Genomic DNA, 23797 nt, shown 5'->3' with positions numbered 1-23797 from the left:
CCAGGTCTCCTAAGACTTGGCTTTCAAAAAAAAGAAAAGGAAACCATTATGCCAATTCAAAACAAAACCATGTTAATTACTTACTCAGATAGCTTAGGAAATAACCTTAAGGATCTCTATGAAAATCTGGAGAAACATTTTGGAGATGCAGTAGGTGGGGTTCACCTCTTGCCATTTTTCCCATCAACTGGTGACCGTGGCTTTGCGCCTGTGGACTATGACCAAGTGGATCCAGCCTTTGGAGATTGGGAAGATGTCAAACGCTTGGGTGACAAGTATTATCTTATGTTTGACTTTATGATCAATCACATTTCCCGTCAGTCTAAATACTACAAGGACTACCAGGAAAAGCATGACCAAAGTGCCTATAAGGATCTCTTTCTCAACTGGGACAAGTTCTGGCCAGAGAATCGCCCAACTCAAGCAGATGTAGATTTGATTTATAAGCGCAAAGACCGAGCTCCCAAGCAAGCCATCACTTTTGCGGATGGGACGACCGAGCATCTCTGGAATACTTTCGGGGAAGAGCAGATTGACCTAGACGTGACCAAGGAAGTGACCATGGACTTTATTCGCAAGACCATCGAACACCTGGCAAGCAATGGCTGTGACCTCATTCGTTTGGACGCCTTTGCCTATGCGGTGAAGAAATTGGACACCAATGATTTCTTTGTGGAACCAGATATTTGGGATTTGTTGGATAAGGTACGCGATATGGCGGCAGGCTACGGTGCTGAGCTTCTTCCAGAGATTCATGAGCACTATTCCATCCAGTTTAAGATTGCTGACCACGATTATTATGTCTATGACTTCGCGCTTCCAATGGTGACCCTCTATAGCCTCTATAGTTCAAAAGTGGATCGCCTTGCCAAGTGGTTGAAGATGAGTCCGATGAAGCAGTTCACGACGCTGGATACCCATGATGGAATTGGGGTGGTTGATGTCAAGGATATCTTGACAGATGAAGAGATTGACTATGCTTCAAATGAGCTTTATAAGGTTGGGGCAAATGTTAAACGCAAATATTCAACAGCAGAATACAACAACTTGGACATCTACCAAATCAATTCGACCTACTATTCAGCTCTCGGAGATGATGATCGCAAGTACTTCCTAGCCCGTTTAATTCAAGCCTTTGCACCAGGTATTCCACAGGTTTATTATGTTGGATTCCTAGCTGGGAAGAATGATTTGGAACTTTTAGAAAACACCAAAGAAGGCCGCAATATCAACCGTCATTACTACAGCAACGAAGAAATTGCGCAAGAAGTAGAGCGGCCAGTCGTGCAATCACTTCTCAAGCTCTTTAGTTTCCGGAATAACTCGCAAGCTTTTGACCTAGAAGGAAGCATTGAGGTGGAAACACCAGATGATCATACCATTGTCATCACGCGCCAAAACAAAGACCAGACTGTCACAGCAGTAGCCCGAATTGATCTTGCTGAGGGCACTTACCAAGTGACAGAAAATGGTCAAGAAATGGTGTTTTAAAAACGATTGAAGTCAGGGCGAGACAGTTTTTCTCCAATATTTTTAAAACAAAGGATTTGGCAGACCTTTCTAGTAGCCTATCTACCCTGCAAGTAATCCTTTTGTAACTTTGACCTTGTCAGGGTCTGATCATTCAAGATCTACTTTGATCTTCGCAAATTCTGTCTCTATCTGTCTTAATAGCCTCGTATGATACTAGGAACTCTGATACAAGAAAGGATAAATATGAGGGACCTCATTTTCTACCAGGAAACATACAAGCAGTTTCATCTGCGAAATGATTTTATTTCTTATATCTTTATGATTTCCCATGATGGGAAGTTGCTCCATCTTTATTATGGACCGACCTTGCCAGAAGGGGATTATCGTCATTTGGTGGAAATGAAGCACCGCCCAATGACCACTTACCGGCAAGAAGGGGATCTTCTGTATTCACTTGAACACTTGCAGCAAGAATTTCCAGAGTATGGGGCGACAGATTTTCGCCATCCTGCCTTGGAACTGTCTTTTGAAAATGGTTCTCGGCTGACAGATTTTATCTATAAAGATCATGTAATTTTAAAGGGAAAACCAAGATTAGAAGGTTTACCAGCAACTTATGTTGAAAACGAGGATGAATGCCAGACCTTGCAAGTGAATCTGATCGATTCGGTGTCGGGTGTGGAAGTGAGTATTCAGTATAGTATTTTCCGAGACTTCCCTGTGATAACGAGAAGTCACCTGATCAACAATCAAGGCTCAAGGCCCCTTTCTATTGAAGGAGTCACCAGTCTTTCTTTAGACCTACCTGATCGAAACTATGAGATGATACAGCTTTCTGGAGCGTGGGCTCGTGAAAGGCACATTCATTCCACCTTGTTACGTCAAGGAATCCAATCGATTGAATCAACCCGTGGAATCTCTAGTCATCTGCACAATCCTTTCATTGCTCTAAAACGACCTGAAACCACCGAGAATCAGGGGGAGGTTATTGGACTCAGCCTGATTTACTCAGGAAATTTCCTTCTTCAAGCAGAAGTGGATACCTTCGATGTCACCCGCCTTCAAGTGGGAATCAATCCCTTCCAATTTTGTTGGAAATTAGACCCTGGTGCTAGCTTTACAAGTCCAGAAGCAGTTCTGGTATACAGTAGAAATGGTTTAAACGATATGAGTCAAACTTTCCATCGTCTTTATCGTACCCGTCTAGCTAGGGGAGAATGGCGAGATAAGGAGCGGCCGATTCTACTCAATAATTGGGAAGCAACTTACTTTGATTTTGATCAGGAAAAACTGCTCAGGATTGCGCAAAATGCCAAAGAAGTTGGCGTCGAATTATTTGTCTTAGATGACGGCTGGTTTGGAAAACGAACCAATGATCGAACGGGTCTTGGAGATTGGGTTGCCAATCGCGAGCGATTTCCAGACACAATCGGGGCTTTATCAGAGAAAATTCATGATATGGGCTTGAAATTCGGCCTTTGGTTTGAACCGGAAATGGTCAACAAAGATAGCGATCTTTATCGTACACATCCGGACTGGATCCTAGAAGTAGCAGGTCATTCCCCACGTCATGGACGAAATCAATTTGTCTTAGATTTTAGTCGTGAAGAAGTAGTAGATGCCATTTATGAACAAATGGCACGGGTGATTGAAGAGACAAAATTAGACTATATTAAGTGGGATATGAACCGTCCGCTTACGGATGTCTTTTCTAAATCCTTGGCTCCAGAGCAGCAAGGAGAAGTGTTTCATCGTTATGTTCTTGGATTATACCACTTATATGATCGTTTAACGACAGCATTCCCTTCTATTCTCTTTGAATCTTGTGCTTCAGGAGGCGGTAGATTTGATCCAGGTTTGCTTTATTATGCACCTCAAACTTGGACCAGTGATGATACAGATGCCGTTGAACGGCTTAAGATCCAATACGGAACTAGTCTAGTTTATCCACTCTCGACGATGGGAGCACATGTGTCCATTGTCCCTAACCACCAAACCAATCGGATCACACCGCTTACGACAAGGGGAAATGTCGCTTATTTTGGGGTCTTTGGTTACGAGTTGGATCTAGCTGAGCTGACGCAGGCTGAGAAGGAAATCGTAAAAGAACAAATTGACTTTTACAAAAAAGAGCGATCCCTGATTCATCAAGGAAATTTTTACCGTTTGCGCTCTCCTTTTGACTCAAATCAAGTCGTATGGTCGGTTGTCAGTCAAAATCGTTCCCGAGTGATTCTGGCTCAGTATAAGCTATTAAACGAAGTGAACCGTGCCTATGATCGTGTGTATCTTCAAGGACTGAAGGCAGACGCTCTCTATGAAGTGGATGGGAAACAGTATAGTGGTGCAGAACTGATGTTAGCAGGCTTTAGTCTTTCAGACGCTTCCTGTGGCCAGCCTTTAAATCAAGAGAAACTGAGTCGTGATTTTGACTCTCACATTTGGGTTTTTGAAGAAGTAAAATAATCAAAAAAAGCGAGTATCTATTGATAGAATGCCTCTTAAGTAGACAGGGTAAATGACCAAAATCTACTTAAGAGGTCTTTTTATGACGAATAACTGAAACCGTTTGCAAAACTATAAAACAATGGTACAATATCTATTGAAAGAAAGGAGGTCGCTTTATGAAAAAAATCATTTATCCATCTGCGGCCCTATTAACGGCTTTTGCTCTATTATCCGTTCAAACAGCAAAAGCAGACACAGCTCAAGCGTCGGATCAAGCCAATGAACCGGCAGCAACAGTAGAAGAGGTGGTGGCTTCTCCAACGCCAGAAAGCACCACAGAAAATCAGGGAGAAGTGGCCGAAACGCCGACTTCAACAGACCGTGCAGCTGTTCCTGCTGCCTCCCCAACGGTAACATCGACTGAGACGGCATCCCCTGAAGTGGAAAAACTGATTGAAAACATGCCACTCAAACAAAAGGTGACTCAAATGATCATGCCGGACTTCCGTAAGTGGCAGGAGGCTAATCAGGAGTCACCACAGGATCTCACCAAGGTCAATGCTGAAGTAGCAGATGCGATTGATAAATATGATTTTGGAGGCGTCATTCTTTTTGCTGAAAACGTAAAAGAGACCAAGCAAACTCTGGCTCTGACGCAAGATATGCAAAAGGCAGCGATTGAAAACAAAGCCAATAACGGGAAGATTCCGCTATTGTTAGCCATCGACCAAGAAGGAGGGATCGTCTACCGCTTGGGTACGGGTACAGCCCTTCCTGGTAATATGGCTATTGGGGCTACCAATGATCCCAAACTAGCGAAAGAAGCAGGTCAAATCATCGGACGTGAACTTTCTGCACTAGGATTGAATGTGGACTTCGCTCCAGTTCTAGATACCAATAATAATCCTCAAAACCCTGTGATTGGGCTTCGTTCCTTCTCATCTGATCCAAACCGGGTTGCCTACTTGGGTATTCCGATGATGAAAGGCATTCAGGACTACAATGTGGCTGTAGCAGCCAAGCATTTCCCAGGTCATGGGGATACGGCGGTCGATTCGCATACGGGTCTCCCCTTGGTGGATAAATCTCTTGCTGAGCTTGAAAAATTGGAACTCCTTCCATTCAAAAAAGCCATGGATGCTGGCGTAGACCTCTTGATGACGGCTCATATCCAATACCCGCAGATTGAAAAAGATCAGGTCGTTTCAAAAGAAACGGGTGAGAAAATCTATGTTCCAGCGACTCTCTCTGATGATATTTTAACGGGCTTGGTACGGAAGAAATACGGCTATAAGGGCGTGATTGTCTCCGATGCCATGGGAATGGATGCTATCGCTAAGAACTTCGGTGAGGTGGAAGCTGTGAAGATGGCCATCAAAGCAGGAGTTGATTTGGTCTTGATGCCAACGACCCTTCGCAGTAAAGCCGATTTGACCAAGATTGATACCATTGTCAATGCAGTGGTAGATGCGGTCCAAACCGGTGACATCTCAGAAGAACGCTTAAATGAGTCGGTTCGCCGGATTCTGACCCTCAAAGAAAAACGTGGGGTCTTGAATTTTGATCCAAGTGCTCGGACAGCTGAAAAAGCAGGAGAAGCAGTCGGATCTACCCTCAACCGTGACTTGGAACGCAAGATTGCAGCAGCAGCGGTGACGGTTGTAAAAAATGAAGACAATACCTTGCCATTTAAGGTACAAACAGGGGACCATGTCTTACTCTTAGGAGCTTTTGAAAACGAAGTTCCTGGACTCAATTTGGGCATGCGTCGCTTAATTGCTGACGGAGTGCTTCCAAAAGATACCTCCTTTGTGGCCAAGAACTTCACTAAGGAATCCACCCTTGATAGTCTAAAAGAAGACCTAGAGAAAGCAACTCACATCGTAGTCATTTCAGAGATCGGATATGAAGGGCAACTGGATAAAGATTTCTGGCGGACCAAGATCCCAACAGAGATCGTCAATTATGCCAATACCAATCATAAGAAGGCAGCTGTCCTTTCTATCTCTAAACCTTATGATGTAGCCAACTATCCAGCAGCCAAAGCCATTTTGGCAGTCTATGGAAATAAGGGAATGGATCCAACGGAATCCCTCAAACCAGACAATGCATTTGGTCCTAATATTCCTGCAGGAGTGGAAGTCATCTTCAATGGCAAGGAACATCTAGGTACCTTACCGGTGGATATTCCAAAAATTGTAGATGGAAAAATGTCGGAAACAGAGTACGCCTACCGCATTGGCCATGGTCTCTTCTATCCAGCACCTGCTCCATTGCCAACACCAGAAACCCAAGTTCCAACTTCACCAGTTCAAGATCCAACCCATCAGACACAACCAGTAGAGGTTGGTCACACTGGAACACAGGTTCTTGTTAGCAAGCAAGAAAAGTTGAGCCCTCTTGATGGTCCACAAGTCACTCCGATTTCTGTATCACATGACACTGCTCAGGCTCCTGCAAGTGTATCTGCTAGTCCTGCCTCATCGGTATTGCCAAAGACTGGTCAAACAGGGAATCTCCTCTCCCTCATGGGCATCAGCCTCTTAACCTTCCTTGGATCTTTTGTCTATCCAAGAAAGAAACACTAATGAATGAAGAATCTCAATTTGGTCTCTCCCAATTGAGATTTTTTTGGTAAAAGTTTACTAAAATTAGATCAAAAAAGCAAGAAAGAAATAGAAGTTATAATCGGATGAAAAGCCTATATTATAGCCTTCTCGAACACAAAATAAAAAATAAATAAAATTTTACTAAAAATACTTGAAATTTTACTTCTTATCAGATATAATACAAGTATAAAAACGTTTACAAAACTAAAGGAGTTTCTCATGACGACAACAATCACATCTCAAGATTTACAAGCAAAATTCCAGACTGTCTTTGGGGAAAAGGCTGACCATACTTTCTTTTCACCAGGACGGATTAATCTGATTGGTGAACACACTGACTATAATGGTGGGCATGTCTTCCCAGCAGCCATTACACTTGGTACCTACGGAGCTGCAAGAAAGCGTGAGGATAAGGTCTTGCGTTTCTTCTCAGGAAACTTTGAAGACAAGGGGATCATTGAAGTTCCACTTGAAAATCTCCACTTTGAAAAAGAGCACAACTGGACCAACTATCCAAAAGGCGTGCTCCACTTCTTGCAAGAAGCGGGTCATGTCATTGATAGCGGAATGGATGTCTATGTCTACGGTAATATTCCAAATGGATCTGGTCTTTCTTCTTCAGCTTCCCTTGAGCTCTTGATTGGCGTCATCGCTGAGAAACTATATGATCTTCACTTAGATCGTCTAGATCTGGTCAAGATCGGGAAACAAACCGAAAATCACTTCATCGGAGTCAACTCTGGGATCATGGACCAATTTGCCATCGGTATGGGAGCTGACCAACGGGCTATTTATCTTGATACCAACACCCTAGAATATGATCTGGTACCGCTGGACCTCAAAGACAATGTCGTAGTCATCATGAATACTAACAAACGCCGGGAATTAGCGGATTCAAAATACAATGAACGTCGGGCAGAATGTGAAACTGCCGTTTCTGAACTCCAAGAAAAATTGGATATCCAAACCTTAGGGGAATTGGATCTCTGGGCTTTTGATGCTTACAGCTACTTGATCAAGGATGAAAATCGCATCAAACGAGCTCGCCATGCTGTACTTGAAAATCAACGGACCTTCCAAGCTCGTAAGGCACTTGAAGCAGGTGATTTAGAAGGCTTTGGCCGTCTCATGAATGCTTCCCACGTATCCTTGGAGCATGACTACGAAGTGACAGGTCTAGAATTAGATACCTTGGTGCATACAGCCTGGGAACAAGAAGGTGTCTTGGGCGCTCGTATGACAGGAGCAGGCTTTGGTGGTTGCGCCATCGCCCTTGTAAACAAAGATAAAGTTGAAGCCTTTAAAGAAGCTGTCGGCAAACGCTATGAAGAAGTCGTTGGCTATGCGCCAAGTTTCTATATTGCAGAAGTTGCGGCAGGGACACGAGTTTTAGACTAGGTGATAATAATGGAAGCTGTAATATTTGATTTAGATGGCTTATTAGCCGATACTGAAATCATTTCTCTAAAAGTTTATCAAGAATTGCTTAGAGATTTTGGAATTCCTTTCACAGAAGAAACTTATTCTAGAGACTACAGTGGACATAGGGAAGAGGAGAATGTTCAACGATTTTTGGATACCTATGATTTACCATGGAACTTTGACCAAACCTTGGCTAAAGTTTATGAACTAGAAGGTCGAATCTTAGCCCAAGGTGTTCATTTAAAAAAAGGTGCTAAAAATTTGCTTACTTTTTTGAAAACAGAGGGCATTCCAATCGCCTTAGCAACTTCAAGTGTTGAATCTCGGGCTAGAATGATCTTGGATAGCAATGGGGTACTGTCCCTATTTGACCATTTAGTTTTTGCAAAAGATGTCAAACGAAGCAAGCCATACCCAGATATATTTTTAAAGGCTTGTAGTGATTTGAATGTTATACCAGAGAATTGCTTAGTGCTAGAGGATAGTGAAGCAGGGATTGAGGCAGCCTATAGGGCTGGAATACCAGTCATATGTGTTCCAGATTTAAAAGTACCAGCACAGTCTTTCTTAACTAAAGCAGAGCAAGTTTTCCAGGATTTGGATGCTGTTAGAGACTATTTAAAACGTAAGAAGGAGAATCAATGAATCAGGGAATTTTGGACGCATTTGTCACAGCCATCATTGCGGCGAGTGACTACGAAGAGATAGATCGGATTTATCTAAAAAATCGCGTCATGAGTCGAGTTGGAGAAGAAGGTCTAGACGCCCCAGCTCATCAGGCTGATTTGATCGGGCTCAAAGATCAGTTGGTGGAGATTGCGGTTGCGAATAATATGATCCAAGACAGCATGGCCGCCAAGGACAGTTTGGGAGCGGAGTTGATGGATTGGATCACCCCTAGCCCTAGTCAGGTCAACCATCGTTTCTGGGAGACCTACCGTCAGTCTGAAGAAGACGCGATTGCGGATTTCTATGCCCTTTCTAAGAGCAATGATTACATCAAAGTCAAAGCGATTGCACAAAACATTGCCTTTGAAGCAGAGACTCCCTACGGCTCTCTTGAAATCACCATCAATCTGTCAAAACCTGAAAAAGATCCTAAAGACATTGCAGCGGCCAAGCTTGCCAAAGCCAGTCATTATCCAGCCTGCCAATTGTGCTTTGAAAATGAAGGCTATCAAGGTCGCCTAGACCATCCAGCCCGGGCCAATCACCGGATCATTCGCTTTGACATGGACGGTCATGATTGGGGTTTCCAGTATTCCCCTTATGCCTACTTCAATGAACACTGCATTTTCCTCGATAGCCAGCATGTTCCCATGGCCATTAGCCGCAAGGCCTTTGAGCGACTCTTGACCATTGTCGAGACTTTTCCAGGCTATTTTGCGGGGTCTAATGCAGATCTGCCCATTGTAGGGGGATCCATCCTGACTCATGATCATTACCAAGGCGGACGACATACCTTCCCTATGGAGCTAGCTCCTGTCGAGGAAAGCTTTAGAGTTGAGGGATTTGAGGCTGTATCGGTAGGGATTGTTAACTGGCCCATGTCAGTTCTTCGTTTGAATTCAGATGATAAGGCGCAATTGATTGCCCTGGCAGACCATATCCTCACAGCCTGGCGAGGCTACTCGGATCCAGCTGTTCAAGTCTTAGCAGCATCCGACGGTCAGCCCCACCATACCATTACCCCCATTGCACGGATTCGTGATGGGCATTATGAACTGGACTTGGTGCTCCGTGACAACCAAACCTCACCAGAGCATCCAGATGGTATCTATCACCCACATGCGGATGTGCAACACATCAAAAAAGAAAATATCGGCCTGATCGAAGTCATGGGCCTAGCCATTTTGCCACCTCGACTCAAGGAAGAGCTCAAGCAGGTCCAAGACTATCTACTTGGACGTGAGAGCACAGTGGCGACCTACCACCAGGCTTGGGCAGATGACTTGAAAGCCACTCACCCATCCATCACTGACGAAGCAGATGCAGAAGCCCTTGTCCGTGAATCGGTTGGCCAGATCTTTGCGCGCGTGCTGGAAGATGCTGGAGTCTACAAGAGAACAGCAGAAGGACAAGCTGCCTTTAGACGCTTTGTTGCGACACTTTAAGTGTGGAGAAGAGGCAGAAATTTGGTACAATAAGAGAGAAGACAAAGAAGCGAAAGGAAAACAAATGGCAATACTCGTACTCGGAGGAGCTGGTTATATCGGTTCCCACATGGTGGACCGCTTGGTCAATGAAGGACAGGAAAAAGTCGTCGTGGTTGATAGCCTGGTCACAGGCCACCGTGCAGCGGTGCATCCAGATGCCGTCTTTTACCAAGGAGACCTGGCGGATCAAGACTTTATGCGCACTGTTTTTAAGGAACATGCAGATATCGATGCGGTCATCCACTTTGCGGCCTACTCACTGGTCGCTGAGTCCATGGCAGATCCATTGAAATATTTTGACAATAATACAGCAGGCATGGTCAAACTCTTGGAAGTCATGCATGAATGTGGGGTGCACTACATCGTATTTTCTTCAACTGCTGCTACCTACGGTATTCCAGAAGAAATTCCAATTCTTGAAACCACTCCACAAAATCCGATTAATCCTTATGGGGAAAGCAAGCTCATGATGGAAACTATCATGCGCTGGGCCGATCAAGCCTACGGGATCAAGTATGTGCCCCTTCGTTACTTTAATGTAGCAGGTGCTAAGCCAGATGGATCCATCGGAGAAGACCATGGACCAGAGACCCATCTCTTGCCAATCGTCTTGCAAGTAGCCCAAGGCAAACGCGAGAAGATCTCTATTTTTGGAGATGACTACCAGACACCAGATGGCACCAATGTTCGGGACTATGTCCATCCATTTGACTTGGCAGATGCCCATCTTTTAGCAGTGGAGTATCTCCGAAAAGGGAATGAATCGACCGCCTTTAATCTGGGCTCATCGACTGGATTCTCCAATCTTCAAATCGTTGAAGCAGCCCGTAAGGTGACGGGACATCCGATCCCACTTGAGATGGCTGATCGCAGACCAGGAGATCCAGATACCCTAATCGCATCATCTGAGAAGGCGCGCGCCATCCTCGGTTGGCAACCAAAATTTGACAATATCGAAACCATCATCCAAACAGCCTGGGCTTGGCATTCTAGCCACCCAGATGGCTACAATGATCGATAAGGAGGAGACTGCGAACATCATTTTGAGGCTTTTCTAATAACACCTAACACGACATTTGATCTTGCTACATGACTCATCTCAGAACTCAGTCATTTCCCTAACCATCAAAAAGTGAGGTATTCAAAATGAATAAAACCACAAAAATGTTAGCCGTCTTCTTGACAGCGGGTCTTCTTTTAGCTGGTTGCGCACAAAAAGAGAGTACAAAATCTACTACTCAATCGTCCACTAAAGCGACAACTAAATCATCCGCTAAAGAAAAGACAAAAGAGTCATCAACTGATGAAAGCAAAAAAGAAGATGCACTAGCAGGTGCTCAAAAAACCGTTCTCGAAACGAGTGATGAAGCAGGTAAGTCAACCATCACCTTGTATTACAAGGGAGATACCCTGTTATTACAAGAAAAAGTTGATGATTACGACGTCTCAAAAGTGCCTGGTGAGAACCCTCTTGAAACCATGAAAGAAGCCGTCGCTAAGAGCCAAGAAAAATTCAAAGATCTGATGGGCCATGGATTTGAACTAACATCAGAATACAAAGACGGAATCTTTTATATCCGCAATACCATTGATTACACAAAAATCGATTTTAATAAATTAAAAGAAATCGTACCAGGCTTCAATCCCCTAGATGACAAAACAGTCAGTTATTCAGTAACGAAAGACAGTCTTATCAAAGGCGGAATGGTCGAAAAATAAACAAAATGGAGAGTAGCTCAGTTTGTTGCTCTCTTTTTGTTTTCGTATGAATTCATGGCCATATTTTGTAGAATAGGATTTAAGGAAAAGAGTATTTAAATGAGTGATATCTTTTTAGAGAGTGCAAATCATGATTTGCATTTGTATGAATAAAATCTTTAGTTGAGTGATTACAGTTAAGAAGTCCACTGACGAGTAGGAAGTATTGAGAAGATCAATCCAGTTTACTTATGCACTGATCAAACGATTCATCCCTTTTGAAATTAAAGATGTAATAGAAGGGGTTGGAAGAAATACAATTAAATATAAAAAAGAGGCTGGGACAAAAGTCCTAGCCTCTCAATTGTTTTTGGATTGTCGAGCAAGACGCAGTGGTTGAGTGGGCTCTACTACGCTGATTTCATCAGCTTTTACAGCCCTACTCAACTGTGCGGAGGTGGGACGACGAAATCGAATTCTAACGAATTACCGATTTCTGTCCCACTCTCTTTTTGAGGTTAAGATGACCTCAATCTATCTGTGCCTGATGATGTATTGATCATGGTAAAACAAATCTTCGTGAGAAAGCAAGTCTACTCATTTTTTTGAATGATTAGTTCTCCAGATCTAATTTCCCAGACCTGGTCAAAGTTCTTCAGTGCTTCATTCTGTCGGTGTAAAGTAATGATGACAGCACACGGTAAGTCTAGTACTTTTTTCAATTCTGCCTCGAACTGATGAGCATCCAAGGCTGAAAAAGGTTCATCCATAATAACTAATGGACTCTGGCGGTTTTTTTCTCGATTGAGGTACATACGTTGTTGTTGACCACCTGACAGGGATTGAGGAGGTGTTGCTTCGAATTCCGCATCCTTAAACTCTGCGGGGAAAGTATTGAATAGCGTAACATTATTTTCATAACTAGAGATGAAGCTATGCTCTTGTTGCAAGATCAGGCCAAATCTTCCCCAAAGCTGATTTAGAGGAAGATCATTCAGCAAGATCTCGCCTTGGAAATCCTCATCCGTACCATTTAAAATATTGAGTAGGCTACTCTTACCTGATCCGTTCTCTCCTATGAGGGCAATCTTATCTCCTTTGTGAATGGTGGCAAAAGAAATCTTCAATGTTGATTCCCCAAGTTGTTTAGAAAGATTCTTCAATGTGATCGTTTCAAAGGAAGGCTGTGGTGACTGAATTGAAGATGGATGCTTAACAATAGTTTGAAAGCTTTTAATTACAGGTTTTACCGACTCCAACATTTGCAGATCGTAAAGGATTTCTTGAATTGGTTCTGAGAAGGCTGTAATATAACCAAAACTTGCAACCACCTCAGGGATACCAATTTGCTGATGAGATAGAGAGTAAGCTAGATAGGAAAAGAGAATAAGGCTAATGAATTCAAAAGAAATACCCGTCAAGAGAATACCTGTAATTTTAGTCAAACCATACCCAAGATACCTATCCTGCAAGTTTTTTAGAGAACTTCTTTGTTGCTCTATAAAATGAGGTAGAGTGAGTTTGTTAACTAGGTGATGTCCTCGGAATAGATCCTCCAAGGTCCGATAATAATCAGCTTGCTTTTCAAGATAGGTTTGTCTACGCTTCGCAGTCAATTGACCAACGATCTTTGGAATTTGAATACTGATGGCTGTTGAAATCAGTAGGATCAGTGCTACTATAGGATTGATCGTTCTGGTAATAATGATGGTATAAATCAAAATTCGTAGAATCTGCTTAAAAAAACTCATCAGTGGAGGTAGATAATCTTTTTCCAGTGAATCAAGATCATTAGATTGATAAGAAATGTATTCTGCGACTGTTTTCTGCTTGAAATCATGGTGGGCAAGTCCTAAAAGAGATTGAAACCAATCGTTCTTTAGATTTGTCGAAAAGAGAATGGCCTGTTTCCAGTCAAGTCGCATTTGGATGTAGTTGCAAGTCAGGTAACCTATAACTGCGATGCAATAACCTGACAAAGCTATTTGATAGTGGCCACGAATTAATTCTTGTGTAAAGTATGGAAGAAGAGCCGTACAAATATTGGACAGTCCACTAAAGAGAAAATTAAAGAAAAGATACCAGCGCAGAGGCTTAAGGTATTGAAACATAGACGAAACTCCTTGATAAAGCTATATGAAAATATAACATCAAACTGATAATGAAATAACAGCACCGTTGCATCAATGAGCAAATAGGGGCATTAGTTAGAAACTTTCATTTTTGTAAAATATAACTAAATTATAGCATATGATGAAGTCAGTTTATTAATTTAAAAGAAGTTTGTCCATGTATTTCTCAAAAAAATTTGATATTAGGATGATTCTGTAGGTGTGTTAATTTAAACAAAAGAACTGCTAGCGACAGGAGATGCTGCTAGTGGAACCTACTTGCCTCCAAGTAGTGGATCGGATCTATCGTGGAAGCAAACAATCTCTTTAGGATGGCAAAAACGTCAAGCCATTCTGAACAAAGTGAAGAATCCGAAGGTTGAAACGTTAGAGGAAAAACTTTCAAAAATGTCACGTGCAGAACTGGAGGAAGAGTATGGTACTGTAATTCAATCATATAAAAGGTTTCTTACAATGGGACAAGGCGATAATGTGACTGCTACTATGGATTATGAGGATGTGAAACTAATTTGGAAGCGATATAATGAAGTGAAGGATGATCACTTAGGATTATTACCTTCAGAATTAGCCAAAGTGGACCCAAAATTTAAGAAACGTATTGATGCAATGGATCAAGAAGCATTAGAAGAGGCCTACCCAGAACTTAAAACATTGATCTCCATGGCTCATGTGAATCCCTATGCACAACTATTTAAATCTGAAACAGAACGGGCCAATTATGATTACCTACTAGATCGCTATTTCCTTTTAGATAGTCAAAAAATGCTTAGTTGGCGAGATCCCGCCTTTCAAACTAAATATGATTATTATATAATTGAAGAAGGAATTGATCCTTTTACAGGCAAACCTGCTACACAGGAAGAAATCAATCGGGCAAAAGATATCAAGAACGTGAGGGCTTTTACTGAGAGCTTGCAACTGGCAAGTTCCCTGTATACCTCTTATGTTGGATACAATCAGTACTACAATAAACCCTATTCAACGTTCTCGGATGTATTTAGTAAAGTAAAAGGGAAAGTTCCATTCTTCAATAGGAAAATTGAAAGTTGGAATCGGAATGTTTCTGAATTCAAAATGTACAATTTGGATGACTTAGCAAATCTCAAACATACAGAGAATTTTACTGAGAAGTCTTTGAGCCACATTTTTGAAGGTGATATAAATAGGAGAGGACAAGCAGGTGGCTATCATTATGATATGGTTGAAGGGACTTCTGGAAAAATTATCGAAGGTACGAAAGGACCCGCCTTAAATGATGCCGGGGTTTATGAAGCGAAAGTTGAAGTAAATGGAACTCTTAAGAAAGCCAATGGAGGGAACTCCACCTTCTTCCCTGACCATATGAGCCCTCAGGAGGTTGTAGATACCATTAATGAGGCATATGAAGCAAGGGTATTTGACACTAACTCAAGAAACATTTATGAAGGTATAAGTAAGAATGGAATGAAAATTACGATGTATTTAGACTCTAATGAAAAGATTATTTCAGCTTTTCCTAGCAGTAAATAAATAGAAAGATATAGGACGTAACAAATGTTAAAAAGACAATATGGAATATTTAAATATCCTAACGGTGATATTAGATTATCGATAAAATTTTTGGATGAAAACTATCAAACTTTAGGTGAGTTTTTTATTATTGAGGTTAATACTTTTTACCCTCACATTTATAAAGAATTAGAGGCGGTTGTTACTGGTCAAAAAGAAGCGTCTGATTTTGGTGGTAATATGCTCAATATTGATATAGGTAAAGAAGAAACAGAAGTATATTATCAAATGGATGATGAAAGTCTTGGGGAACCTTGCTTTATCTCAACGGATGAACTATATAAATTAGTTATTGAGTGGAAAGAAATGGAAGATAAAATGTACAGTGGCGTAGATATTTTTCCGGTGACTTTAGAGGATTGACGTTGAAATAATTCCCCAAATAATGGAGAAGTGATGAACAATAAAGAATTTGAAGATTTATTTTATAAAGTCCCTGAAGGGGTTGATTATGCAGACATATTGGAAGATGTTGATCTAGAGGATGTTCCTGAAGAAACGATTCAAAAGTTGACTTCATTGTTGGACAGTGATGATGACTATATACGCTTTCAAGTCTCTAGATTGTTGACCATTTGGGGAATTAGAGAGGGCTTTGATGTCTTGACACAGATGTTCAGTCAAGGGCAATTAGAGTGGATGATTTCGCATCGTCTGTATGGCTATGATGATACCAATCGGATCATATTAGATGCCCTTAAAGGCTACTGGGCTACTCAGTCAGATAGTGGTAATGGCGATCAAGCGAGGAAAGATATATTTCCTTATGTCTGTCAAATTATAGATCAGGCTGGAAACAATTATTATGATATTTCATATTTTTACTACTTAGTTGAGGATAATGGTTTTTCTGAATACATCCCCTATTTGAAACACTTCCTTTCAACCATTATGGACAAACCTGAGGATAATTATTGGCGAATTCATGATACCTTGGAGCTATTCTTAAAGGTAGAGCCTGATTATGTGACACAGTTATTAAAAGAAAAGCAACAATCATTAGGAGATTTTGGAATCGAGGATAAAGGTGAAAGAAATTAAATTTTATAAAGTACATGATGAGTATGGTTTTATGTCCAATTTTGCTCCCTACCCTTTTTCAGATGGTAGCAAAATCTGGCCAACTTCAGAGCATTATTTTCAAGCACAAAAGTTTTTAGTACCCGAAATTCAAGAGAAAATTCGTCAGATAGCATCTCCAATGGATGCTGCTTTGGAAGGACGCAATCGTCAAAATCCCTTGAGATCAGATTGGGAAGAGGTCAAAGATGAGGTGATGCATCAAGCCCTTCGAATGAAATTTAGACAAAATCCAGATATCGCTAAAGAATTGCTGGCGACAGGAGATGCCATCATCATCGAACATACGCAAAACGACGCTTACTGGGCTGATGGGGGAGATGGCTCTGGGAATAACAAGCTAGGCCTTCTCTTAATGCATGTGCGGCAGGAATTAAAAAACTCTACCTTGTAACCTCTCCTCTAGCTATTCCACCTATTTCATGCTAGAATAAAGAAAAACACATTTGGAGGCATTATGAATCAGACAGTGACTTATTTGCAGGAATTAACAGCCATTCCTTCCCCGACCGGTTTTACACGAGAGATTGCAGACTACTTGGTCAAAACCATTGAAGGCTTTGGGTACGAAGTAACTCGGACTGCTAAGGGCGGCGTGAATGTAACCGTGCCTGGTGTGATCACAGACAAACAACGCTATGTCACAGCCCATGTGGATACCTTGGGGGCTATTGTCCGCGCGGTGAAACCAGATGGCCGTCTCAAGTTGGACCGTATCGGTGGTTTCCCATGGAATATGATTGAAGGGGAAAATTGTACGGTCCATGTAGCCAATACCGGAAAGACCCATTCTGGGACGATTTTGGTCCATCAGACTTCTTGCCATGTCTATAAGGATGCGGGGACTGTCGAGCGGACCCAGGACAATATGGAAGTCCGTCTGGATGAAAAAGTAACCAATGAAAAAGAAACCCGTGCCCTTGGCATTGAAGTAGGTGATTTTGTCAGCTTTGATCCCCGGACCATTGTGACAGATACTGGCTTTATTAAATCTCGCCATTTAGATGACAAGGTGAGTGCAGCGATTCTCTTGAATCTTCTGCGCGTGTACAAGGAAGAGCAGATCCAATTGCCAGTAACGACCACCTTTGCCTTTTCAGTCTTTGAAGAAGTGGGGCATGGGGCTAATTCTAGTATTCCAGCTGAAGTGGTCGAATACTTGGCAGTGGACATGGGAGCTATGGGAGATGACCAAGCGACAGATGAATACACGGTATCCATCTGTGTCAAAGACGCTTCTGGACCGTATCACTACGAATTCCGTCAGCATTTGGTAGCCTTGGCAAAAGCCCAAGAAATCCCTTATAAGTTGGACATCTATCCTTTCTATGGATCAGATGCCTCTGCAGCCATGAGCGCAGGAGCAGAAGTCAAACATGCCCTCCTCGGAGCAGGGATCGAATCTAGCCACTCATATGAGCGGACTCACTTGGATTCTGTAGTCGCAACAGAGGTCATGGTCGATGCCTACCTCAAAAGCGACTTAGTAGATTAAAAATTGGGACTACTTTTGTGAACTAGTTTTAGAAAGAAAAAAATGTTATTTCTTAGAAAATAACTTAAGAAGTCTTTTTATAAAATATCTAGTCCTTATAGTTTTTCAAATCAAAACTGAGACTTTTCGCCGTGAGAAAAGTGCTTGAAATAGAATCATTTCAAGCACTCGGGAGTTTTGAGAGTGAAACAGTTCGGGGAACTGTTTTAGCCTGAGCCTAATAATTGAAAAGCGAAGGGGTTCAAAACGAATTGAACACAGGTTGCGGATTGTGTCAAAAAGATAAGTACTCCTAGAATCGAAAGATCCTGCGTCAAACTTCCTATTTTGACTTTTTCCGCAGACGCCCTTAGTATCTTGATTTAGTCATGGAACTTCCTGGATTGCTGAAATCATCCACTGGATAATTTCACCTAACGTCCGTACTCACCTAAGGAAAGTCTCAAATTAGTTTTAAACTTAAATTAATAACTACTCTTCGGAGTAGTTTTTTCATAAACTAAAATTTTCTGAAAATTCCTTTTCTTCTGAAAATCATTGTGGTATAATCTTAAAATAAACTTAAAATTTCTTAAGGAGTTTTACATGAAAAAAAGAAATGTCATTGCACTTGCGGGAGTTGCCCTCCTTTCAGCAGGTATCCTAGCCGCTTGTTCGGGTGGTTCTAAATCATCTAGCTCAAGCAACGGTCAAAAATTCTCATATGTCTATGAGACTGAGCCAGAAAACCTAAACTATATCACATCTGGTAAAGCAGCAACCCACGATATCACAGGAAACTTGATTGATGGTTTGTTTGAAAATGACAAATACGGTAACTTGATTCCATCTCTTGCAAAAGACTGGACAGTTTCGCAAGATGGCTTGACTTATACTTATAAACTTCGTGATGATGCTAAATGGTATGATTCAGAAGGCGAAGAGTATGCGGATGTAACAGCTAAAGATTTCATCACAGGGATCAAATATGCGGCTGATAACAAATCAGAAATGCTCTACATCATCCAAGATTCTATCAAAGGCTTGAATGACTACGTCAGTGGTAAAAATAAAGATTTCTCAGCTGTAGGAGTAAAAGCAGTTGATGATCATACCCTTCAAATCACTTTGAACCAACCAGAATCTTACTGGAACTCTAAATTGACTCTTGGGATCACTTTCCCTGTCAACGAAAAATTCGTGAAATCAAAAGGGGATAAATTCGCCCAAGCAAGTGACACCAGCTCTCTTCTTTACAATGGTCCATACATCTTGAAGAGCTTTACTTCTAAATCTTCTATCGAAATGACCAAGAATGAAAACTACTGGGATAAAGACAAGGTCTACATCTCAGATGTGAAATTGGAATTCTACGATGGACAAGACCAAAGTAAATTGGCCAAATCATTCGGTGAAAATGCTCTTAGCTTGGCAAAACTCTTCCCAACTGGATCTGGTTACTCAGAGCAAGCCAAAGAATTCAAAGACGAAATCACCTACACTCCTCAAGACGCAGCTTCTTATGTCATTGGTACCAACATCGACCGTCAATCATACAAACACACTGCTAAGAAGACCGATGAGGAAAAACAATCTACTAAGAAAGCTCTCTTGAACAAGGACTTCCGTCAAGCGATCAGCTTTGCCTTTAACCGTGAAGCGTATGCTGCTCAATTGAACGGAAAAGATGGAGCAAGCAAGATCATCCGTAACCTCTACATTCCACCAACATTTGTCCAAGCTGATGGTAAAACCTTCGGTGAAATGGTGAAAACACAATTGGATACCTACGGAGATGAGTGGAAATCTACTAAACTAGACGATGGTCAAAACGGTCTCTTCGATGCTAAGAAAGCGAAGGAAGAGTTTGCAAAAGCGAAGACTGCCTTGGAAGCAGAAGGTGTGAAATTCCCAATTCACATCGATATGCCTGTGGACCAAACGACTCCATCAAGAGTTCAACGGACGCAATCTTTCAAACAATCAGTTGAAGAAGCGCTTGGTAAAGAAAATGTTGTCATCGATATCCAAATGCTTTCGAAAGAAGACCTTCAAAATGTGACCCTCTTTGCACCAAATGCGGCTGGCGAAGACTGGGATCTCTCTGATAATGTTGGATGGAGCCCTGACTACCAAGATCCATCAACTTACATGGATATCTTGAAAGCTTCATCTGGTGAAAATACTAAGACTTTCCTTGGATTTGACCCAAGTGAAAACAATGAAGCAGCTAAAAAAGTTGGTCTGTACGACTTTGAAAAGATGATCAAAGATGCTGGTGCAGAAACACAAGACGTCAACAAACGCTACGAAAAATATGCGGCAGCGCAAGCTTGGTTGACAGATAGCGCCCTTGTTATTCCAACTTCTTCATCAACTGGACGTCCATTCTTGACACGTATCGAACCATTCTCAGCTCCATTTGCATGGACTGGTGGTAAAGGAAAAGACCACGTGATCTACAAAGGAATGAAACTCCAAGACAAAGCTGTGACAACTGCTGACTACAACAAAGCCCTTGAAAAATGGCAAAAAGAACAAGCAGAGTCAAACAAAAAAGCACAAGAAGATCTTAAGAAACACGTTAAATAAGAATCGATAACCGAGGCTGATGCCTCGGTATTTTTGTGGGATCATTTGAATATCTATTTGATATAAAAACGCTTACATAGTATAATAGGAGTGTTGATTACAAAAAAGTGAGGAGATTGACATGAAAAAGAAAACAATGGTTTCCATTGTCGCATCGAGCTTACTGATCGCGCCGATGGTCTTGCACCAAGTAGCAGCAGCAGACGAGCAAACGGAAGAGTTAGCCCCATCGACAGAAGTGGTCCATGCTCCATCTACTGAAGCAACACCGACAACAAGTGACGCAAGCACTGTCACAAGTGAAGAAGCCGCAAGTTCAAATGAGGGATCGCTGGATCGGGCTGCAGGTGCCAATCAAGCGGCCCACGCAAGAGAAGACAGTGTAGCACAAAGTGAGCCTACTTTCCCAGCAGCAACCAACAGGGAAGCTGCACCTCAATCTGCTCCTACTTCAGGAGCTCCGGCAACAGCCCAGGATTTGGCAAAGGTCACAGGTAGCACCCTTGCAGCGGATCAGGCCTCTAAAGAGTTGACGGTCCAAGATGCTGTTAATGGCTTGCTTCAATGGGCAGCAACAGATCCTAGCCAATTGGGCCAAAGCCAAGCAGATCGCGAACGCTTTGCCAAGAGTTTAGGTTTGATTGAAAAATCTGATGATCTGACTCGTAAGGTTAGTCAGCCAGAATTGGCCAAGATGTATGAAACAGCTAAGAAACTCTACGATGCCTACAGGGCTGAAAAGAAACGTCCGCTCTTTTTAAATGGTCGTGCCCAGCCTATTTTCCCTTATACGACGGGAGAAAAAGCAGACCAAGACTATAAATATGAAGACAGCCAAATTGTGCGCTTCCCAGTCTATGTTGAAACGGACTACGATACCGATGCAGATGGCAAGCCTGACTTAGTCAAAGCCATTGTTCAATTACCAAAAGCAGTAGCGCAAGGGGATTTTAAGGCAGCCACTATTCTCGAAGCGCGTCCTTACGTAGCAGGGACGCTCGATGAAAACTACGTGACCCTCGAAAGTTTGGGGCTTCCAACGGACGGTAGCTACGACATGAAGAAACTGCACAGCCAACCTGCAAAGAGACAGCCAGTAAGCAGTGAAACAACAGTAGAAGCAGCTAAAAAAGCCAAGGCATCGGATTGGTATTACTACAGTCCCTACGAGTATATTTATGACTACGAAGATCTGAACTGGTACGACTATTTCTTGGTCAGAGGCTATGCCTTTATCTCCAGTGCTGGACTTGGTACCAAGGGATCAGAAGGATTTAACACGACGGGATCTGATCTCGAAATCAATGCCTTCAAGAATATCATCGAATGGGTTAATGGCAAACGCAAGGCTTACACCGACAAGACCAGCAATGTCGAAATCAAGGCAGACTGGGCAACGGGTAATGTCGCTATGACGGGTCTCTCCTGGGCTGGAACCACGACCTTTGGTGTGGCAGCGACAGGCGTAGAAGGCCTAAAGACCATCGTTCCAGCAGCAGGGATTGCCTCTTGGTATGATTATTTCAATAGCCAAGGAACCCAGTTTGGCAATGCCCCTTATAGTGACCTTTCATGGCTCTCCCTCTACGTTAGCACACGGATGCTGGACCAAGACGACTGGGCAGGGATTTGGCAAAACTATTCTAACTACATCAACCAATTGAACAAGGACCAGTACGCCCACGATCGTAACTACAGTGATGTCTGGAAGGAGCGGGATTATACCCTTCATCCAGAAAATCTCAAGACCAGCGCCCTGATCGTCCATGGCTTGAATGATGACAATGTCAAGACCAAACACTTTGAACTTATGTACGATGCCCTCAAGAAAGCAGGCCAAGATGTCAAGCTCTATCTCCACCAAGGAGATCACGTCTATCCAGCAGCTATGTCACGAGGATACGGCATCACCGCCAATGGTCAGGACTTTTATGACCTGCTCAATACCTGGCTGACCCATTACCTCTATGAAGTGGACAATCACGTCGAAAGCTTGCCAGCGGTTCTAGCTCAAAACAACTATGATCCAAGCAAGTGGACAAGCTATGATAACTGGAAGAGCAGTCAACGTCTCTTCTTGAATGCAAGCTCGAAACGTCTAGAAGAAACCATTTCTAGTGATTATGCGGCTGCAGGTGTTGAGATCGCTAACCGTAATGAAACAGTCAGCAAAGCCTCCTCTAAGGCCAATCTGACCTTTGTTTCTGATGTTACTGAGGACACTACGATCAAGGGCCACATCCCCGTTCATTTCAAGGCAGCTCTTGCCAAAGGTCAAGGAAAGAATTTCCAAATTAACGCCCTCTTGGTAGATGTGGCAGATGAGGACTTTGACGTGGTAGGAAATGGTAGCGTCAAGCAAGATAAAACAGCAGATGGTTTCTGGATGGGAAGCAATTTAAGCAACCTATCTGTTGCCGAATACGAAACCATCAAGACCAAGTACAAGGTGATTGCTAAAGGCTGGATAAACCTTGCGAACCCTGAGTCTGGCTACGATTCAGCAAGCTCACGCGCTAGCATTGAGCCAAAGGTGGGAGAATACCACGATTACACGGTTTATCTCCAACCAAATCTCTATACAGTTAAGAAAGGTCACAAGTTAGCGCTTGTTTTCAACACCTATGACCCATCTGATTTAACGGTGGAGCATCCCTATGAAGTGATCTTCAAGACAGATTCTATCCAGGCAGCGATTCCAATTGTCGAAAAGACCCGAGCCCAAAAGGCAGCCTATGTACCAAGTGCAACAGATACTGACTATGCGAATTTACCAGAAGTTGAGGGGGGTGCTCTAGTTGCTCCAGAAGTGCACTACAAGGAAGAATATAGGCTTCCAAGCCCAGAATCCTTTGTCCAACCAAGCCAAACTGTTCCTGAAATAGAAGAACAGATGCAAACAGGATCAGCAAGACAAGAGCAACCTCATCTTACACTAGCTGTATCCTATGGACCTCGATTTGTTACCACGACTTCGGAATCAGTTACAGAAGATCCTCAAGAAGTGACTTCTGCAGTAGGAGGAGAACAAGCAGACCATATGCTTCCTCAAACAGGGAGCAAAGATCATGCTCTGGGTCTCTTAGGGGTGATCAGCCTAATAGCTTCTAGTCTCATCTTTTGGCGCAAAAAGAGAGAAGATGCCTGAGGAGTCCCCGTAGCAAA

The 23797-nt window shown here is 42.5% G+C and carries 16 protein-coding genes; 15 read left to right on the top strand and 1 reads right to left on the bottom strand.

Features of this window, described 5'->3' with window-relative positions:
- Nucleotides 1–48: 48 nt before the first annotated feature.
- From gtfA to HMPREF0833_RS03695, 8 genes are all read left to right on the top strand, one after another.
- On the top strand, nt 49–1491 hold the full coding sequence (gtfA, locus tag HMPREF0833_RS03730; RefSeq protein ID WP_013903771.1) for a sucrose phosphorylase: 1443 nt from the start codon (nt 49–51) through the stop codon (nt 1489–1491).
- A gap of 225 nt (nt 1492–1716) precedes the next feature.
- Nucleotides 1717–3939 (top strand): alpha-galactosidase, encoded by a 2223-nt coding sequence (locus tag HMPREF0833_RS03725; protein ID WP_041818267.1) that lies wholly within the window; start codon nt 1717–1719, stop codon nt 3937–3939.
- Nucleotides 3940–4097: 158 nt separating this feature from the next.
- A complete protein-coding gene (locus tag HMPREF0833_RS03720; RefSeq protein WP_013903769.1) occupies nt 4098–6509 on the top strand; it encodes a glycoside hydrolase family 3 N-terminal domain-containing protein in 2412 nt (803 codons plus the stop codon).
- Nucleotides 6510–6749: 240 nt separating this feature from the next.
- Entirely contained in the window at nt 6750–7928 is a 1179-nt protein-coding gene (locus tag HMPREF0833_RS03715; protein WP_013903768.1) for a galactokinase, read from the top strand.
- Between the two features lie 9 nt (nt 7929–7937).
- A complete protein-coding gene (locus tag HMPREF0833_RS03710; RefSeq protein WP_041818264.1) occupies nt 7938–8597 on the top strand; it encodes an HAD family hydrolase in 660 nt (219 codons plus the stop codon).
- Nucleotides 8594–10066 carry a UDP-glucose--hexose-1-phosphate uridylyltransferase gene (gene galT, locus HMPREF0833_RS03705; RefSeq protein WP_013903766.1) on the top strand — a complete coding sequence of 491 codons (1473 nt, stop codon included), beginning with the start codon at nt 8594–8596 and terminating at the stop codon, nt 10064–10066. The genes HMPREF0833_RS03710 and galT overlap by 4 nt, the downstream gene beginning before the upstream one ends.
- Before the next feature lie 64 nt (nt 10067–10130).
- Nucleotides 10131–11129 carry a UDP-glucose 4-epimerase GalE gene (galE, locus tag HMPREF0833_RS03700; RefSeq protein WP_041818261.1) on the top strand — a complete coding sequence of 333 codons (999 nt, stop codon included), beginning with the start codon at nt 10131–10133 and terminating at the stop codon, nt 11127–11129.
- A 125-nt stretch (nt 11130–11254) separates the two neighbouring features.
- Nucleotides 11255–11827: a DUF1307 domain-containing protein gene (locus HMPREF0833_RS03695; RefSeq protein WP_013903764.1), complete on the top strand. Its 573-nt coding sequence runs from the start codon at nt 11255–11257 to the stop codon at nt 11825–11827.
- A 572-nt stretch (nt 11828–12399) separates the two neighbouring features.
- On the opposite strand, the gene HMPREF0833_RS03690 is transcribed toward HMPREF0833_RS03695, so the two are convergent.
- Entirely contained in the window at nt 12400–13917 is a 1518-nt protein-coding gene (locus tag HMPREF0833_RS03690) for an ATP-binding cassette domain-containing protein (RefSeq protein WP_013903762.1), read from the bottom strand.
- Nucleotides 13918–14325: 408 nt separating this feature from the next.
- Here HMPREF0833_RS03690 and HMPREF0833_RS10155 point away from each other — a divergent pair, with 408 nt between their 5' ends.
- The 7 genes from HMPREF0833_RS10155 to HMPREF0833_RS03655 all read left to right on the top strand — a co-directional run bounded on the left by HMPREF0833_RS10155 (nt 14326) and on the right by HMPREF0833_RS03655 (nt 23780).
- On the top strand, nt 14326–15447 hold the full coding sequence (locus HMPREF0833_RS10155) for an EndoU domain-containing protein (RefSeq protein ID WP_255309069.1): 1122 nt from the start codon (nt 14326–14328) through the stop codon (nt 15445–15447).
- 24 nt (nt 15448–15471) lie between these two features.
- The gene (locus HMPREF0833_RS03680) at nt 15472–15849 is read left to right on the top strand and encodes a hypothetical protein (RefSeq protein WP_013903760.1); all 378 of its coding nucleotides are present in this window, start codon (nt 15472–15474) and stop codon (nt 15847–15849) included.
- A gap of 33 nt (nt 15850–15882) precedes the next feature.
- On the top strand, nt 15883–16527 hold the full coding sequence (locus HMPREF0833_RS03675; protein ID WP_013903759.1) for a hypothetical protein: 645 nt from the start codon (nt 15883–15885) through the stop codon (nt 16525–16527).
- Nucleotides 16514–16960 carry an NADAR family protein gene (locus tag HMPREF0833_RS03670; protein WP_013903758.1) on the top strand — a complete coding sequence of 149 codons (447 nt, stop codon included), beginning with the start codon at nt 16514–16516 and terminating at the stop codon, nt 16958–16960. The genes HMPREF0833_RS03675 and HMPREF0833_RS03670 overlap by 14 nt, the downstream gene beginning before the upstream one ends.
- Nucleotides 16961–17023: 63 nt before the next feature.
- On the top strand, nt 17024–18061 hold the full coding sequence (locus HMPREF0833_RS03665) for a M42 family metallopeptidase (RefSeq protein ID WP_013903757.1): 1038 nt from the start codon (nt 17024–17026) through the stop codon (nt 18059–18061).
- A 585-nt stretch (nt 18062–18646) separates the two neighbouring features.
- Nucleotides 18647–20632: a peptide ABC transporter substrate-binding protein gene (locus HMPREF0833_RS03660; RefSeq protein WP_003018146.1), complete on the top strand. Its 1986-nt coding sequence runs from the start codon at nt 18647–18649 to the stop codon at nt 20630–20632.
- Between the two features lie 121 nt (nt 20633–20753).
- The gene (locus HMPREF0833_RS03655; RefSeq protein ID WP_013903755.1) at nt 20754–23780 is read left to right on the top strand and encodes a CocE/NonD family hydrolase; all 3027 of its coding nucleotides are present in this window, start codon (nt 20754–20756) and stop codon (nt 23778–23780) included.
- The last annotated feature ends 17 nt before the right edge of the window (nt 23781–23797 follow it).

The sequence above is a fragment of the Streptococcus parasanguinis ATCC 15912 genome (assembly GCF_000164675.2).
In the GTDB taxonomy this organism is placed as follows: Bacteria; Bacillota; Bacilli; order Lactobacillales; family Streptococcaceae; genus Streptococcus; species Streptococcus parasanguinis.
This window is presented reverse-complemented; position numbering and strand designations above follow the sequence as displayed.